17 protein-coding genes are annotated in these 18,416 nt (G+C 31.9%); all 17 read right to left on the reverse strand.

Annotation, left to right across the window (positions count from 1 at the left end; all coding sequences use genetic code 11):
• Positions 1-45: 45 nt before the first annotated feature.
• Positions 46-1,725, reverse strand: a complete 1,680-nt coding sequence (locus tag BEE63_RS00370; protein WP_066019492.1) for a hypothetical protein — start codon at positions 1,723-1,725, stop codon at positions 46-48.
• Between the two features lie 79 nt (positions 1,726-1,804).
• The gene (locus BEE63_RS22495) at positions 1,805-3,304 is read right to left on the reverse strand and encodes a hypothetical protein (protein ID WP_066019493.1); all 1,500 of its coding nucleotides are present in this window, start codon (positions 3,302-3,304) and stop codon (positions 1,805-1,807) included.
• Positions 3,305-3,435: 131 nt separating this feature from the next.
• Positions 3,436-4,086, reverse strand: a complete 651-nt coding sequence (cpaB, locus tag BEE63_RS00380; RefSeq protein WP_066019494.1) for a Flp pilus assembly protein CpaB — start codon at positions 4,084-4,086, stop codon at positions 3,436-3,438.
• A 36-nt stretch (positions 4,087-4,122) separates the two neighbouring features.
• Complete coding sequence (locus BEE63_RS00385; RefSeq protein ID WP_242874624.1) at positions 4,123-4,695, reverse strand: hypothetical protein; 573 nt, start codon at positions 4,693-4,695, stop codon at positions 4,123-4,125.
• 12 nt (positions 4,696-4,707) lie between these two features.
• Positions 4,708-5,133, reverse strand: a complete 426-nt coding sequence (locus BEE63_RS00390) for a hypothetical protein (protein WP_066019495.1) — start codon at positions 5,131-5,133, stop codon at positions 4,708-4,710.
• A gap of 29 nt (positions 5,134-5,162) precedes the next feature.
• Positions 5,163-5,390, reverse strand: coding sequence for a hypothetical protein (locus BEE63_RS00395; protein WP_242874626.1), 228 nt, complete (start codon positions 5,388-5,390; stop codon positions 5,163-5,165).
• A gap of 76 nt (positions 5,391-5,466) precedes the next feature.
• Positions 5,467-6,309 carry a type II secretion system F family protein gene (locus BEE63_RS00400; RefSeq protein ID WP_066019496.1) on the reverse strand — a complete coding sequence of 281 codons (843 nt, stop codon included), beginning with the start codon at positions 6,307-6,309 and terminating at the stop codon, positions 5,467-5,469.
• A gap of 18 nt (positions 6,310-6,327) precedes the next feature.
• The gene (locus BEE63_RS00405) at positions 6,328-7,269 is read right to left on the reverse strand and encodes a type II secretion system F family protein (RefSeq protein WP_066019497.1); all 942 of its coding nucleotides are present in this window, start codon (positions 7,267-7,269) and stop codon (positions 6,328-6,330) included.
• Positions 7,266-8,564, reverse strand: a complete 1,299-nt coding sequence (locus BEE63_RS00410) for an ATPase, T2SS/T4P/T4SS family (protein ID WP_066019498.1) — start codon at positions 8,562-8,564, stop codon at positions 7,266-7,268. Before BEE63_RS00410 ends, BEE63_RS00405 begins: the two co-directional genes overlap by 4 nt.
• Positions 8,561-9,907 (reverse strand): hypothetical protein, encoded by a 1,347-nt coding sequence (locus BEE63_RS00415; RefSeq protein WP_066019499.1) that lies wholly within the window; start codon positions 9,905-9,907, stop codon positions 8,561-8,563. Before BEE63_RS00415 ends, BEE63_RS00410 begins: the two co-directional genes overlap by 4 nt.
• A gap of 286 nt (positions 9,908-10,193) precedes the next feature.
• On the reverse strand, positions 10,194-10,928 hold the full coding sequence (locus tag BEE63_RS00420; RefSeq protein WP_066019500.1) for a hypothetical protein: 735 nt from the start codon (positions 10,926-10,928) through the stop codon (positions 10,194-10,196).
• Positions 10,929-10,939: 11 nt separating this feature from the next.
• Positions 10,940-12,835, reverse strand: a complete 1,896-nt coding sequence (locus tag BEE63_RS22245; RefSeq protein ID WP_066019501.1) for a 3D domain-containing protein — start codon at positions 12,833-12,835, stop codon at positions 10,940-10,942.
• 84 nt (positions 12,836-12,919) lie between these two features.
• Complete coding sequence (locus BEE63_RS00430; protein ID WP_066019502.1) at positions 12,920-14,989, reverse strand: hypothetical protein; 2,070 nt, start codon at positions 14,987-14,989, stop codon at positions 12,920-12,922.
• A 15-nt stretch (positions 14,990-15,004) separates the two neighbouring features.
• A complete protein-coding gene (locus tag BEE63_RS00435) occupies positions 15,005-16,876 on the reverse strand; it encodes a VirB4 family type IV secretion system protein (RefSeq protein WP_066019503.1) in 1,872 nt (623 codons plus the stop codon).
• Complete coding sequence (locus BEE63_RS00440) at positions 16,845-17,618, reverse strand: hypothetical protein (RefSeq protein WP_066019504.1); 774 nt, start codon at positions 17,616-17,618, stop codon at positions 16,845-16,847. Before BEE63_RS00440 ends, BEE63_RS00435 begins: the two co-directional genes overlap by 32 nt.
• Positions 17,619-17,637: 19 nt before the next feature.
• Entirely contained in the window at positions 17,638-17,985 is a 348-nt protein-coding gene (locus BEE63_RS00445) for a PrgI family mobile element protein (RefSeq protein WP_066019505.1), read from the reverse strand.
• A gap of 51 nt (positions 17,986-18,036) precedes the next feature.
• Positions 18,037-18,411 (reverse strand): hypothetical protein, encoded by a 375-nt coding sequence (locus BEE63_RS00450; RefSeq protein ID WP_242874628.1) that lies wholly within the window; start codon positions 18,409-18,411, stop codon positions 18,037-18,039.
• Positions 18,412-18,416: the final 5 nt, after the last annotated feature.

The following is an 18,416-nucleotide window of genomic DNA, read 5'->3' on the forward strand; positions in this document are numbered from 1 at the left end:
AAAAAAGAAAAGGCGAATAAGTATTTCTACCTATTCACCTTCTAATTATTTATCCTGTCCAGTACCTATTATCTCTGTTTTTATTCCATCTAGCACACTACCCAAAATATTAAACTTCGGTTCAGCTGTCAAAGTACTATTATCTTGATAAGTTGCTTGTACTTTAACACTATAAGTTCCGTTCTTTACATCACGCAGTGGTATTACAAATTCTATGTCACGCTCGTCTTCCTCACGTGGAATTAAATCCACAGCTTTATTTATAAAGCTATTGTATGCTTTGTTGTTATAATAATCTTCTAACGCTTGAGTGTCAGCTAAAACATCAAAAGGAAATTTGATTTCTAAATGTTTAGCATACGATTTCGTATGCACTTTTAAAATAGCAAGCTGTCCTCTCTTAAGCGTTGGGACACCTACAAAATTTTGATTATTATATGGAACAATTTGAGCCTGAAGCTCAATAGGCATTGTAATATTATATGTTCCGCTGCAAATGTCACTTTCATTTCCTGCATTATCCCAAATTTGAGAATCTACTTTCCATTTTCCGCTGCCCTGTAGTTGTATATCCTGTCCAGCATTTCCACTTATGTCTGTATTCCACTGCTGCCAAGTATTTCCGTTGTCTTGTGACAATCTATATTTCCACGATTTCACACCGCTGCCGCCTTGATCCGTAGGTTTAAAATTTACATTAAATCCATACGTTTTTAAATCTGCTGAATTAGGTGTATAAGTTCCTGTAGGAGCAATTGTATCAATGTAGTAGTTCTGACTTGTCTGCCAATCAGAAGTATTTCCTAAATTGTCCACAGCTTGAACTTTAACTTGATATATTCCTTGTCCTGATAAGGTAATACTGTCATTTATATTATTCTCTGAACTAGACATTTGTTCTGGTGCATTACTTTCACCCGTGACAAATTGAGCATTACTTAAGTCTGAGTGATCCTTAGCATATATCCAATCACAATCTTTCCAAACTCCATTCGTACATACTGAATACCTATATTTCTGCACACCACAGCCGCTGTCAAGTATATTAACACCAATATTTATACTTTGGTTTGTCCAGTTATGTGACATTGGATCAATAGTAACAATAGGAGCTTTTCCATCTGTTTTAATAGTTTCTATGGACTGCGGCCAAGAAGATACATTATGTTCATCAGCTAACCAATTACCATTAAATGTAACAAAGTTACATCGCGGGTAATACGTTCTATCATTATCGTCATTAAATTTTAGCCAAAATAAATTGCCGCAGTGCCAACATCCATCTGATACATTAGCTGGAGTATGTCCTATTTCAGCATCTACTGGAATTACATCATCTGTTGAGCTATCAGCAACCAATCCAGCTCTATTTGAATCTGAATTTCTTGCATCCTTACCATAGATATACCATTTACTAAAATTATCAGTACCATCTAAAGTTAAATACGAATTGCTAATTATATCATTCCAATCGCCTGATTGTTTCCATCTTACTTTTCCCCATGCGGTGACTCCAAGTACATCTTTAGGCTTGCACCAAACAGTATTTCTTATCCTAAGCCCTCCATGTTCAACAGCTGAACCATTTACATTAGGACTACTCCAATTTTTCCATCCATCTATTTCTGGATATACTTGTCCACCAATTGCATACACTTTAGTGCTTGCAAATATTCCAACTAGAATTAAACAACCAATTATAAAAACAATAAATTTTTTATTCATTTTTTTGTCTCCTCTCATAAAAAAAACTCACGGATAATTAATATCCATGAGTTTTAGATTTTTAAATATATTTTTATTTCTAATTAGCAGGTGTGAAATATGTTACAATCCTAACAATTTCGTTTGTATTTCCTTCGTAGTTTACAAATACTCTATCGTATGTTTGTTGTGGATCTGCATTACTTACAAATTGTGTATTTAAAGTTTTAGCGGCATTTGCAAGTTTATCTGCATTGTTACTATCAAGTTTGGTACTTTCAGTATATATACCTGCCAGTTTATAAACTTTGCCATTATAAGTGTATAAACCACCATTGTTATCTTTATAACTATTTTCTATATCTTTTTCCATATAATCTTTTGTCATTTCACCTGTAGAAACTGACTGTGCATCAAGATTTATTCCTTCAAATGTGTTTCCTTTATTACCATGGTCATCCATAAATTGTACATTAGGATTTTTAGTTTTTCCAATAGCATCATTTACTTCATTTGATAATGTATAATTATTAAGAGGAGTACCCTTATATTCATAACCACCACCATTGATGCCTGTGGGTAATACTGCATGATCTCCATCATCTTTTGGTTGGGATGGTGTAGGTTCTGGATTATTATTTACTGGTATAAAATCAACTGGTGTAGTATCATGTCCTGTCAACACAATTCTTACTTCAATAGCTTCAACTCTAAGACCTTTACCATCTGTACCAGCTTCCTGTCCATCACTCACCCAGTTCTGCCATCCAATATTTTGTACATGTGCTCTATACTGAACTGAATATCCTGGCATACCTTCAAGTGCTATCTTTATAGCTTCAACCCTATAACTTTTACCATCTGTACCGCCTTCTTGTCCATCACTTACTGGAGTTTGCCAACCTATGTTCTGAACGTGAGTTTGATATTTTATATGTGCATCTGCTGGTGCATTTTCAAGATTAAGTTTTAAAGCTTCAACTCTTAAGCCTTGTCCCTCTGTTCCAGCGATTTGTCCATTTTCTACTGCATTCTGCCAGCCTATATTTTGTACATGTCCTGAATAATTTACACCTACAGTTGTATCGGATGTTTTAACAATCCTAATTTCTAAAGCTTCAACTCTAAGGCCCTTTCCATCTGTGCCGGCTTCCTGTCCATCACTTACCCAGTCCTGCCATCCAACATTTTCTACATGTGCTTTATATTGAATGCTGTATCCAGGCATGTTTTTAAGTTTTATTTTTAGAGCTTCAACTCTAAGACCTTTACCATCCGTACCAGCTTCCTGTCCATCTTGTTTCCAGTCCTGCCAACCTATATTCTGTACATGTGCTTGATATTCTATAGCAGCTCCTTTAGGTGCATTGGTCAAATTTAATTTTAATGCTTCAACCCTAAGACCTTTACCGTCTGTACCGGCTTCTTGTCCATCACTTACCGGAGTTTGCCAGCCTATATTTTGTACATGTCCTGAGTAACTAACTCCTACATTTGCTATATTTGTATCTGCTTTCGCAATATTTTCATTTTTACTTATTCCTATAACTGCTGTCGTTAAAGCAACAGCTATTAATCCAGCTAAAAATTTTCTTTTCATTTATTCATTTTCCCCCTCAAATTTCATCCTTTATATTTAATTCTCTTTATAGTTATATATTACAATTAATCATATAACTTGGCAAACGAAATAAAAGTTTTCAAGTACTTTCTTGAAATTTTATGGAGAAATTATTTCAATGAACTCTTTGCTATACTGAAATATCCATTCGATAAATCTTTAGATATTTTTATAAAATCATCCTGTGATCCCCTAACCATAATTGATGAAGCTAAAACATTTTTATCATTGCTCCCCAAAAATTTTCCTTGAGAATCAACAGCTCCGATAACTTCTGCTTTCTTCATATCAAACTCAGTATTATTATCGCTATTATCACTTTGAGATACAGTATGTGTTATATCAATAACATCACCTTTACGCAGAGTTCCAGCAAACGCATCATTATTAACTTTACTAACAGGTATTGAAATTTCTTTTTCATTTTTCTTGAGAAATATTTTTGAATTATCATTTTTATCTGCTATTCTCTGCTTATTTAAAGCTTCCCCTTTATATATATCTTCTACAACATATTTATCTCTTAAATCGCTTACGTTCTTAATGTCATTATTATTAACATTAACTAAATTATAATCTACACTCACAAAATCGCTTTCTTTAAGTTTGCTTCCCTGATCTATATCTTTTGTTGCTACTAATATTTTTTGTTTAGGTACGGAATTTACAGCTTTATCCTCAATATAAATCAGTCCGCCAAATAAAACAGCTGCTATTAATGTTGTACTTATAAGAACTTTAGGTCTAAAATTGAAATGCAAATTTTATCATTCCTTTCTTAATATTTCAAATTTTATTTATTTAACTATATCCGTATCGACAGAAGTTGTAACCATTTGACTTCCACCGAAAATCAAATTCACTTTATACTCTATAGTTGCATGTACACTTGTATTCTTAACCACAGAGTTATCAGATGTTTTTGTTATATTCCTTATTCCAGTGCTATGAACGAAAGTACGACAAGAATCAGTATACTTATATATATCAACACTATTACTATTTACATTGTATATAGTAAATTCATTTACAGTAACTTTTCCAACTGCAACACTCCCTTCAAGCCCATTAAAATTATCATCAAGCTCCATGTTTATTTTTAAATGTTCTTTGAAAGTTTCAAGAGCTGCATTAGGATCAATCCTTAAATCTCTATCGTCTATAGCTAGATAATTTAAATCCACGTTTTTATAAACTGCAAGATTCGACAGTGTTACATCATCTTGCACACTTTCTGCTTCTGTTGTAATAACTTTTGTAAACATAACAAAAACTCCAAACAATACAACTATAATAAGTGTAAACATTCCGCATATTACAACCCCTGCATTTCCGTCGGCCTTACTGTTCAAAATTTTTTTTATTTTCAATATCACCACCTCTTACGGTTCAATCGCTTTCTTACTAGTAGAACTTTTATTTATAGTAATTGTTTTTGCTTCATTTGAAAGCATCGGTATTATTCCATCCTTAACTGTTAAACTCTTTATATTATCCTTATAACTTATATTTATCAATACATCTTCACCGTACTCAACAGGTGACAATGTTGTACCTGAAATATTTATATTACTTATACCAATATTCTTAAGTTCAGACTCCATAGATGATACATTACTAGGGCTTAGATATCCTTCCTGTTCTTCTTTCAATGCATATTTTCTTACAACTGTTTCAACTTTATATTTATTTATAACTGGGATCATATTTGATATAAAATATACCATAGTAAATCCTAAAGCAAGCACAGCAACTAATGTTGCAACCACAACCTCAATACCGCCTTCACTTTTTTTGTTAATCTTCACCTCACCACTTCCTAAGCACACATTGTATTTTATTTAAAAATACTTTTTTCAGTAGTCTGGAACCAAGTTTGTACACTTGTCATAAAATCATTTATAAGGCTCTTATATATTGGATAAGTTATAATTAAAAAAACTGCTATTATAACTAAAACTGCAACAGTATTAACCTCCCCTTTCCTATTCTTGAGTACCTTGTTTTTAACTCCCTCTTCTGCGGCTATTGCTTTTGTAGTCAACATTAATCCTAAATTTTTCATTTTGACAACACTCCTTTTTAAATTTTGTTTCCATAAAAAATGGTCACAGTTTCCTGTGACCATTTAAAACATTAAATTAACTAAAAATACTATGTGCACTTTGCATCATATTAATCCCTATAACATAGTAAACAATTGCTACAATTCCACCTAAAAGCATCATGGAAATTACAAGCACGTGCATATCTATTTTCTCAGTCTGACTTTCTGCATAGAATGAATTGACAGCCTTTAATGAGGTACCTTGATCATCCAGAGCATCTTCAGACACACCACTTGATACACTTTCCTTAATAAGAGCAACAAAAGAATCTATTTCAGGCATATCATATTCTTCACTAAAATCGTCCAGTGCTTTTTCTATATTTTTAGATAAATTTATTTTAGCTGCCAATCTTATAAGGCTTTTTTTTAATCTCTTACTTTTACAAACTGTATAAGCTTCAAGAAGTGCATGTCCTATGCTTACTCCTGCAACCGTCTGAAGTGTTACTAAATCATATACATCTGCTAAATCCATTCTTATCTTGTTTTTATCGTCTTCATTACTTATATAATTTATAATATCCACTAGAAAGAATCCGAGAATGCCTGCTAATATAGACACTATAAATCCTACTGTCGTAACACCTACATACCCAAAACCTGTTATAAAAAGAAGAACTCCTAATAAAATCTTTAACAGTATATATGTAGTAGGCTTTAATTTTAGTGGATTACCACACTTAATAAGTTTTTCTTCTAGTATATTAGTATTAAAATATTTATCCATTGAAAAATTAGTATTTTTTTTAACTTTAAAGCTGCTTTTAATGTTCTTATATTGCTTGCTAAATCCAAATTTAATTGCTCTTCTAAGATAATAAGCTATTATTAATATGCATATAAGAAGAGCAACATTTAAAATAATATATTCCATTTTTTAAACTCTCCCTTCTTAGTAATTAAACTCCTTAAGAGTTATGCATCTATATACCGCAATTAAAATTACAATTAACATATAACCAATAAGAATTTGTCCTATAGTTGTTTTCATTAAAAGATCATAAAAATTATTTGTAATTCCAGATAGTGCATTTAATATAATACCTGCCACAAAGATAATAACAGCAATACTTATTTGAGCACCTATTACCTTCCTTCTGCGTTTCTCTTTGTTTTCATAATAGTTTTTTATAACTATTCTAGTTTTATCAAGCAATTTAGAATAATTAGCATTATTTATAGAACATATATACAAGTTTTTCAATATATTTTTAAGTCTTATATTTTCAACTTTATTTATATAGTTATCAAAAGCTTTTTGAAGCGAAATACCCATTTTAACGTCACTTACAAAATCCATATTATAAGTTTTAAGTGGTTCTTTAAGCCTCTTTGTAGTTTGCTCCATCATAAAAGCTATATTATTTTCTATCGCAGCATTATTTTTTAAAGAGTTTATAAAAAACATAATACTATTGTCAACTTTATCAAAATTCACTCTTGCAAGCTCTTTGAGAATGCCATAAGAAATAAATATAACACCAACAAAAGCTACTATTGAAAAAATTATACTGCTGAAGAGCGTGTAAACAACGGCAGATACAAGAGATGCTAAAATCAACACTACAAAGATAAACAATTCCGAAGTCATGTATTTAAAATGTTTTCTTATACCAGATGAATATATAAGAGAATCAAATTTTCCAAAGACATTTATTCTCTTTTTTCTATAGGCTTTATCTATTTTTTTATCAAGTAGCCTTTTTTTATATTTTTCATCAAAATAGTAAAGTATATTCTCTATTTTATTTTTATTTATAAAAAACTTTGTAATACCATAAGACATTACAATAACAGCTAGGAATAAAACTAAATGTAAGGCAATAATCATCATTTATCACCGCCATTCGTATAATTGAAATAATCAATTTTCTCTTGTACTTTATGGCAACTGTTATTTAACTTTTCAAAATTTCCATTATTAAAGTTAAACACAGGATTAAAAATCGGTTCCTTATTAGCCTCATCAAATCCTGCTATTTCTGTCACTTCCATAACTTTGAAATCCTTCATGAATATTATTATATCTATAGCTGCTAAAAGTTTTAATATAGCGTATCTACTCAAATTATTATTACCTTCCAGCATATAATCAACCATCTTTTCTACTGCTTCTCTTGAACTATTAGCATGAACAGAAGCCCAACCGTCGTGTCCTGTGCCTATTACTTTCGATAAACTTAAAGCTTCTTTTCCTTTAATTTCACCTATGACAATCATGTCAAGATCCTCTGTCATGGCAAATCTTGAAAAATCATTTAAAGAATATTCGGCATCACTATATCCTACTGTGGACTTTTCTTTTTGAAACATCATATTAGGATGTTTGGAGTGAAGCTCTTCAGACTCCTGAATAATAAGTGCAGCCCTATCATATGGCACTTTTTCTAAAAAAGCATTTATAAGTGTAGTTTTTCCGCTGCCTCCTTTGCCGCATAAAAGTATATTAACTCCTGCTTTAACACGTTCTACAAAATAATCATATATTTTTCTATCAAGCATATTTTTTTTAATCATTAGTTCTTCCAATTCAAGTTTATTCTTAGGTATCTTTCTTATAGATATATAAGAATTATCAACTGAATTTACAAAAGATGAACTCACATTTATTCTTAAGAGAAATTTATCTGTACTATCCGACAAAACTTGTAGAGCATTCTTTTTATCTAAAACTCCTCCAAGTTTTATAACAATGTAATTATAGAATATATCAAAAGACTCTTTAGACGGAAATTTTACACTTGATGGAAGTCTATTTCCATGTGTTTTTATCTGTACATTATCATAAGAAAGCACTCTTATATCAGAAATTTCATCATCATCTATTAAATCCTGAAGAATGTAATATCCAAAAAGATAATCTTTAACCTTTTTTATGAGTTTATCTCTGCTAGTTTCATTAAGCTTTATACCATTTTTATCAACGAAGTTCATGATTTCATTTTCCAGGGATTTTTCTGGAAGCTTGCCATTCTCTGTATCATTTATAAGGTATGATCTTTTCTCCGTAAATTCTTTTATTATATTATCTACCAATGTTATAAGCTCGACTTCAGTATTCCCTATATCTTTTACATTACTAACATTATTCTTATAATTAAGTTCTTCTACTAAATTAATTCTATTCATCTAACACCACCTCTTTTAAAGAATTTATCCAAAAATGTAGGCTCTTTTATATAATCAAAAGCTTCTAATAATTTCAAATAAGGTTTAACATCACTTTTCTTCAAACTCGTACTTGCTATAAAAGGCTTCTGCCTATTCAAAAATTCTTCTCTTCTATGATCCTCCGGCAAATACCCTATAATTTTGTAGTCACCCAAAAGTTTTTCTATAGTTTCACTATCAAGCCCACTATTAGAATAGTTGTCAACAATAACTTTTATTTTTCCCTTTGAAATTCTATTATTAAGATTACTAAACACAAAAAGCATATTTTTTATGCTTGTGTAATTAGGTTCAATAATGAATACATCATCCGTGGAATCCAACATTGGAATAAACGTGCTCGCAAGACCTATATCAGGATTTGTATTTACTAATATAGTGTCATAAATCTTATATGCTATTTCAATTATCTTAGAAAAATACTCTTCAGGCATTTTCTCAAAAAGTGCTAAATCATAAAGGCCTGTTGCAACATGCAAATTCTTAAACTTTGTCTTCTGCACAAACTTGAAAAAACTACCTTCATTTAGGTTTCCTCTTTCCAAGGCATTATACATTAAAACTAAACTTGTACTACTTCCAATATCATATTTACTTTCAATACTAATTTCTTTTTTAACTCCAAAGAAATCATCTACAATTGGAAATAAAGTATTGAAATCTAAAATCAATATTTTTTGATTAGTTCTCTTTGACAAAAGCACCCCTAATTGTGTAATTAAATTTGCCGGTAAAAGTGCGTTATCTGTAGCATAAAATGTTATTATTTTCTTCTTCAATATTTTAGTCTTATATATTGTTTCTTTTACAGTTACAGGCTTTTCAATAATCTTTTCAACTACTTTCTCTACAACCTTAGGTTTGCCTCCACTCTCCTTTATAACCTTAATTGGTGTGCCAGCTTCACCTGATTTTAATTGCATATTACTATATTTCAAATAAATATCTGAAATATCTGCAAAAGAATTAGGCTCTAAAATTAACTTAATAATATCCTCTGGCTTTACAGGATCAAACAATATATCATTTATAGAATATTTAAAACATCTTTTAATACCATTTACATCATCTGCATTTGTAAGGTATATTATCCTGGTATTTTTAGACTTTAGTACGAAGAATAATTGCTCTAAGTTCATGTCTCCTAAAAGTCTTTCTGAGATAACAGCAATATTGAAATTCTGCTTGTCAAAGAATTCTCTGTAGTTTACCACGTTAATTATCATATCTTTATTATCTTTTAATCTGCTACATATCTTTTCATCAAGCTCGGTCATTCCTGTTGCTATTGCAATTTTCACTTTACATTTACCTCCTCATATTTTATTTTTTCATACAATAAAAAAAGCAGCTGCTTAAATTAATAAGCAACTGCTTCTTAAAATAAAGGAGGAATAGCCTTAGATAACTAAAAAGTTTACATGAGTAAAATTTTTACTAGCACCTATTTTTATATAGTTTCTCTAAAGACAACCTTATTATATACTATATTTCAAAGAGAAAACCCACCCACTTTTCCTCCTTTTCACAGTAACATTTCCATACCTAAATCCCTACCCAAACACGGTACAATATACTTCTCACTATTTATTCTATTTTTATATTTAATACCGCTCTATCGCTCTTGAACTCTAGGGTTACATTGAATGTTTGTTCTTTATTATCACTAGAATATATACTTATATTAAACCCTATATGATTATCATCTTGCTTGGTTATATTACTTATAGCACCATGGGTTAATTTAGAATTATCTTTTATAAAACTAAGTTTATTTATTAATGTTTTAATAGAATTTACATTCTCTGCACCATACAGATAATTTAATCTATCTTTGTTATCTCCTTTTAACATATACTTTTTTAAAGCTCTATCATTATTTTTAATACTCAAAGTTTCTTTATAGAACTTTGGCATATCATTAGCTGCTTCTTTTAATCTTTTCTGTACCCAAAACATTTCATCCAGTGATACAAGTTTATTATTATAAAGGTCATTTATATTATCTATATAGAAGTTTCCATCACTCTGTCTTTCACAGGATGTATTAGCCTGTTCATTTACATTATTGCTGTCGTCACTCTGAAACTTTTTAAGCTTATCTGCATTTTTATTTTCTTTTCTCACTTCAACATTTATTTTATTTTCCTTTTCATCTTCTGCATTATATTTAGTATTTCTAACTTTTGCTTGTATATTTTTTTTAGGATTTAGCTCATAGTTGTCACTGTAGGTAAGTTTACATATTAAAAATACAGCCATCCCTATAAATAACGCCGTTACAACACTTCCAGCAATTATAAATTTAAGTTTTCTATTCAAGTTTAACCCTCCTAACGTCTTACCTTAATATTTACTGTTCCAAAATCATCACATCTTGCAGTATCATCAGCTCCACCGAAGCCCATAAATAAGTCTATATGATTTCCTTTTATAGCTCCTCCTGTATCTCTCGCAGTATACCAGCCATTTAAATCGTATCTTTGTCCATTTTTATTCTGATACCTTTTATTATCAGGGAACTGAATATATACACGACTTCCTAATTTAATTACGCTTGGATCTACTGCTATTACTCTTGCTGTAAAATCCTTTCCGTCAAGATTTGTTCCATCTGCCGTAGTTCCGCCGCCTTCCATACCATCATGTACACCGCCGTATGCAGTACATATAAAACTATCATATTTAATATTAGGATTATTGAACACCCAGAATAAATTAGCTTCTGAAGCTATACCTTCTATTGGAAATTTATTTATTCCAGTTTTGGGGTTAGGATCATTTATAAGTACCTGTCCATCTGTATCAACACCAGTTAAAACAATAAAATGACCACCTTTAGTAAAGTGTCCTGCGTGCATACTTGCAACTACTGGATTACCTTCTTTAAGCTGGTCATATACATAACTATAATTTGAAGGTTCTATTTCATTACTGCTGTTTATTCCAAATTGTGATGTAGAACTATTGTCAAATAAGCCCCATGAAGTACCCTCTCCTGTAGAACTGTTATACCCTGAAGCTATGGCATAGGTTGCGGCTTCTCCTGGATCTAACATTCCATCACCATTTTTATCCCATGAACCTAGTTTTCCACTAAGTCCTGAAATTATCATAGCAAATGAAGTCGGACCACATCCGCTTGTACCTATATTCCCCTGACCATATGGCTGACTAGCCCATCTTGCATCTGTCTGCCTAAAAAGCGGTATTTCACCACTAAACCCATTATCGGCTCCAGCATCTAATATGTCATTTACTATACTATCGTCATTTGGATCTTTATTCATCCAGTCACCATTCTGCTGTTTTGTATCGTAGTCATTACTAGCTCCTGCTATAACAAAGTGTGCTGCCATTTTAAGCTTGTCCTCTGTATCTTCATTTGGAAACTGCTGTTTTATTATGCTCTTTAATCTTTCCATGCTCTTTCCACTTTCTGTAACCTTATCTATTACTGGAGTATCAACCTTAGTTGTAGTGGTTGTAGTTTCTGTTACTGTTTCCATTTCTGGTTTTGAATTTGGATTATTAGCGGCAGCCGGCGGCTGATTAGCTTTAGGCTTCTCATATGTTCTCGTTTTAACATCTGTTTTAGTCTGAGACTGCACTTTATAGGTTATATCTACTTTACCTTTTAAAGCATCTGCACTGGTTAACAACTTTACCTTTTCTTTAGTAACAATAGGTGATGATGTAACATTCTGCCCTGTTGAATCCTTTGTATTAACTGTAACTGTTGTAACTATAGAATCATCCTTATAGGAAAAATCAGGCTTTAAAAGTTCTGCATACTCTGAAATAATATCCTCAGAGCCTAAAAGCCCAGCCCGTCCACTTTGGGATACCATTTTATCTATATCCTGATTTTGCTCCATTTCAACAAGTGATATAAAACCTTCAACATTGCCATCTGTAAGTGCTACTTTTTTAGCCATACCGTACATATCATCCATAGAACCATTGGCATCTTTAACTTTTTTAGTAAGAAAACCTGCGAGTTCTTTATTCTGATACTCATTTAGATTGTCACTAAAAGTTTGATCTCCCATAAACCCTGTTTTTGCCACCGATATAGCAAAAATAACTACAAATATAAAGCAAATAAAAATAAGTCCCCAAGGAAACATTATCTTTTTTATTAAAGCTTTCAAAACTTTTTTTCCTTTTTTCTTGAACTTGTTCTTAACCATATTTCTTAAAAATGAACCTGACTTCTTATTTGACATAAATCATACCTCCCTTCAAAAAATAAAAAAAGCCGAGAAATTTTAAATAAATTAAATTTCTCAACTTTTACAATTAATATTTATTTATGACCAGCCGTTAAATCCATCAATAGAGGTATAAGAATTAGTCTGTGCTATGATTTTTGTTTTATAACTATCAGATAACTTATTAAAAGGATGTGCTTTTGCTAAATTCATAGCTGCCGCAGTATTATTGCCAGCTGCTATATTTCTAGAAAAAGCTTTTTTATTGTGAGAAGTTCTTAATGACTTCCCTACATTAGTATTAGCTGTATGCTTTAAAACTGCATTTGCAGGGCGGTTTAGCACTTTAAACTTTTTAAAATTAGCCTTTAAATCATTGTTTCCTCCAAATAAAGTATTTATAGCTTCTTTCTTATTTTTAGCCAGTCCAAGTTTCTCCATTTGTGCTGCTGTTTTGTATATAGCCTTTGATGCTGTTCTTCTATTCTGTATACCTCCTGCTAAACTCCCCCCTGCTTCAGCTAATCCTTTAAACATAGGATCTCCTGCGGTCATAGCTGTTAATAACCCATTAACCCTTGATCCTGCCTTATTTTTTGAAATTCCCATATTTAAATTATCTGCAAGCATTGAATTATTTAAATTCTGTTTTGCGCTGTCTTCTTTAAATTGTTCTATTACTGAATCTGGCTTTTCTGGAGTATATTCTTCATCATGTCCTGCTGGAAAACCATTACCCATATTATAATTGTCATAGTCTTTCAGATTATCTCCAAAAGAAGTGGCATTTTTATTTATTGAATTTGAACCTTTCACCGAATTTCCACCTCTGCCAGAACTTCCACCGACATTACCCAGTGTATTTCCAAAAACTTTCTTTGTTACATCTGAAGCTTTAAAATCTTTAAATCCATTCCCACTTCCATGATTTCCACCTGTTGTCATTCCAAAAGCTGCGGCCATGCCTCCTGCTATACCCCCAACTGTTCCTAGAGCTCCACCAGCAAGAGTTGTTTCATCTAATCCAGAAACCTTTGTAAAGAAACCTTGAAGTGAATTTCTAAGCATTTCAGCAACTTTCGTTAAAGCTGTCATCCATATTAAAGCTAAGAGCCAGTTCTGCCATGTTGAGGCACCTAAAGCCGCAATCATTACCGTGAAAGTAAATGCATAAAAAAACTGCATAGAAGCATTTGTTATCATTTCTCCAAACCATATTGAAGCTGCATGTACCCTATGATTTATGCCCCATAGCGCTATGGCTATCGGTGTAAATACATACATTACTGAAAGTACTACCTTTCTGCTTAAAAATATAATATTTATTCTTATATTCTGCCATGCATAAAGTAAATGAACTATCGCTGTAGTTATTGGAGACCCCGTCTTAATTGCATCAACAAGAGAATATTTAAATGCAGGACTGCTAGAATAGTCGCCTATTACAGATTTCGTAGCTGTTGTTAATGCATCAGTAAAACCATTAAATAGCTCAAATAACCCCTGTATAAAAATTGGTGCTGCTGCCAGTAAAAATACACATAAAAACCAATTCATTAACTCTTCCTTTAAATCTATTTTCTTTGAAACTGAATCCGAAAATAGTACCATACTGAAACCAGTTTTTGCAATCATAATTAAAAACAGCGGTGACACTAAAGTACAGATAAGAGTATATAGATAGTTTAGATTCTGCCATTCTTCATACTTAAATGGTGCAAGATCAAGCTTATCGGTGCTGAATATTAAATCACCAAGAGGCTCAAATCCAATTTTGTCATCTATAATATTATCAAGTGCTTTAGGCACCGCATCTATAACATCTGCCACACCTCTTTCAATAAATGTCCCATCTTTATCCGTTTCAGTTTTGGAACTGCTGTCAATCTTAAAGGTGGAATTCTTCGTGTTAAGTGCAGCTCCTGAAGTGTTTGCCACCCAACCTAAAAAACCTGCAAGTATTAAACTTATTCCAAGTATAAAACCTCCTGCTGCTATTTTGCCAAGTGACTCCATGGCTTTTTCTCTAGCATCCTTTTTATGTGCTGTAAGAAGCATTTTTATACCAAGCATAATTATTGCAAACGCCATTGATATGCCGCCAAAGGCACTTATATATTCATATATTATTTTAGTTGGTGCATCTGCATTTGAAGATATAAAATTCAATTTAAAACCTCCTTCCTATGAAGTTTTCACCATATCCCACTCAAAGTCAAAGGGCTTAACATGCATAAGTACAAGCTCCTGCTCTGAAAGAAGTATTGCCTGTCCAGAAACAAAAGTTGTCATGAGCTGCTCGCACCTTGATGATAAACTTAAAAATTCACAGACCTTTTTGGCTACCGATGATTCCTGTTTTAATAAAATTTTAGTACCACAGAGATTTATTATAGCTTCCGTCTGCTTGCTGCCTATGAAATCCTGCATAAATTGTGTGGCTAAGGTAAGTGCTATCTTAAGTTTTCTTCCGAGTCTTGCTATAAGCTCTAAGAAATGAAGTGACCTTTCAAATTTAGCAAATAAATGCCCTTCATCAACTATAACTTCTTTTTCAATATCCTTGTATTTGTAATTTGAAAAAGTTGTCCATATCCATGAAAGGCTATTTATCATAGCATAAAATTTCGTGAATTCATCATTTAAATGTTTATAACTTATAGCTATTATTTTACTGTTGAAATTTATTGAAGATTTACAATCAAACATTGCCATAGGGCCATCACCTGTTATCATCTTCATTACTTCTATAAGATCTTTTATTCCTTCTGATTCTATGGTTTCATTTTTCTCAATAAGAGCATTCCTTAAATCAGTTAAAGTCGGTAGATCCTTTTTTATATTTCCTGTATAAAATTTGCCTTCTTTTTCATAGGTCTTTTCTTCATATAAGCTTTCAGGTCTTTCGGTAATACCTAAATCTTCATAAAGTTTTGCTGTACATTCATCAACTGCCGTTATTTCTTCTCCCTGAAGTGGACTGCCATTTCTGAATTTCTCTGAAAATATAGAAATCATCTCTATTATTTCAGAACGCTTACCGTATATATCAATTTTCTTTTTGCCACTTTCATCTTCTTCAACTTCTATTTCAAATGGATTTATACCTGATTTAACACCTGGTCTAAGCTCTATATACTGACCACCCAATTTTTTTATAAGCGGCTTGTATTCTGCTTGAGGGTCAAGTATTACTGTCCATCTTCCCGCAGCCGCAGAACGTGCAGATTTTAATTTTAGGAAAACTGACTTCCCTGCTCCTGTAGTACCTGAAACAAAAGTATGGGGATTAGTTAAGGTTGGTGCTCCTATAAATTCGTTATAAACTATAGGTGATTTAGTAAACATATTTTCTCCGTAGAATATACCATTTTTATGACACAGCTCAGTATTTCCAACAGGAACAAGACATGCAACAGAACCCGTTATCATATTCCTAAAACCATTTGTGTATTCTATATTGAGATTTGGAACACCAGTTAAAAAACCTTTTAGTTGATCTCCTACAAGGCATTTTGCAACAAGAGACTTTCTAGCACAGATAGTATCAAACATTTCTGCTTTATCCCCTAGTGCATTTAAGTTTTTTCCCCACAGGAATATTATTGGCTGCACATAAAACATTCTTTCAGTATTGGTCTGTATCTTTGCTCTAGTTTCATCTAAATCCTCTGCTGCAAGCTTCATGCCGTAATCTATAGAATAACCGTGCTTTAACTGTAAATTTATATTACTCATGTACTGACTGTATTTTCCTGTGAGTCTTCTTATAACTGTTGAGTCAGGTATATTTTCAACATAAGTTGTAACATCAATGTCTCCCATTTGAAATAGTTCATTTAAATATCCTACAGTCATATTGCGTGGAAAACCTATTATTGCATAAACCCTTGCATATTTACCTGGACCAAGATAAATATACTCCTTTCCCTCAACTATTCCATCAGGCGTAATTAAATCCATAATGTCTATAGTACCTTTTTTAAAGAAATCTTCTTCCTTATCTTTATTTGAATTTTTTTTATCAACTTTCTTGCTCTTCTTCGACTTCCACAACCTGTCCTACCCCCTCACTGTATAAATCAAATGCTCCTTCTTTTTCTAAGCTCTCTATCTTTATATTTTTGCCCCTGTTAAACAGGTCTGTTAAAATCTGTGCTGTACTTTCGGAACTTAAAAGGTTAACTTTCATCCTTGCCCTTGAAAGTCCTCCTGCTATATTATCTACTCTTGATTGAAGCTCATTTAAAACCTTTTTTTCATCCTTATCAGGTAGATATGCACCTACAGTACAGAAACTCTTTCTCACAAAAATGCCCTTTTCATTTTCAAGCTTCCTATACGATGTATAAAGCTCAGAACAGTAATCCTTTAAATTATCCGAAATTAAAATATCTGAACTATTCATGGTTTTTTCAACAAGCTCCGCCGGCTCTTTTATATCTATCTTTTTTAAAGTCGTATGAAACTGCACAGGAAAATTAAGCGATAGGGCTGACATCATAAGACAATCTTCAAAAGCTGTCTGTTCATCATCTGTTAAAAGCTCAAAATCTGGAGAAGATATACCTAAATTAACCCTTATGGCTCCATTTCTCATATATATTTTGCTTCCTTTTATTTTTTTAATTCCAGTACATTTCTTTAATTCGCTGCTGCTTATCTTATTTCCATCATTATCATTTTGAGTATTTGCATTTCTCTGCTTTTTAGGCTTATTCTTTTTTCTGGTGTACATGACTACAATTCCTAAAAAAATAAAAGCCATAATTGGAAACACTAAAGATATAACTATCACCGAAACACCTTCCTTCTATTCATTTTCTAAATTTAAATACTTTATTTCTAAATTTAAACTTAATCATCTTGAATAAGTATTTATCAAAATTATAGGTATCATCTACTTTATAAAAAGCACATAAAGCTGAAAAAATAACTATTCCAAATGCAAATATAATCCTTATAGTAAGAGATATTGGATGAATATTTATCTCCGGTGAATGCCCTAATACTCTGTGTATAGTCATATAATTTCTATTAAAAAGAAATAATATTGAAATAAAAAATGCAGCAAAGATTATCCATCCAAACTGCCTTAAAGAAACATATCCACCTATTACTTTGTCCTCTTCATTTATGTTAAATGGTACTTTAAAATATCTCATATATTCACCTGCCTTTATCCTTTAAAGGGCAGATTTCTCCGCCCATAATTTTTATTGTCCAAAGCCAAAAAACAATCCTGCAAATATAGCAAATCCGCCTATTAAAAGACTTGCTATTATAACAGTTAAAATTGAATCCATAGCCTCACTTCTTGCTTCCTGCTTCTTACTTGCCATTAGCATCTTTATACCTATTACGACTACTGCAATTCCTATCAGAGCACCACCAAAAGCCTCAGCTATACCCTGATTAGCTTTAAAAATATGGCTTGCAACTTCACCCGCAGAATGAGATGTTATTTGACTATCTGCATGTACTGGTATCGTAGTTGAATATAAAGTACCTAAAATTGCTATTAAACTTAGGTATGTTTTTATGCTTAAGTCCTTTACTTTCGTTAAATTTTCTTTTAATTTCTTAATCACTAAAA

It is taken from the genome of Clostridium pasteurianum (assembly GCF_001705235.1).
Classification (GTDB): Bacteria; Bacillota; Clostridia; order Clostridiales; family Clostridiaceae; genus Clostridium_S; species Clostridium_S pasteurianum_A.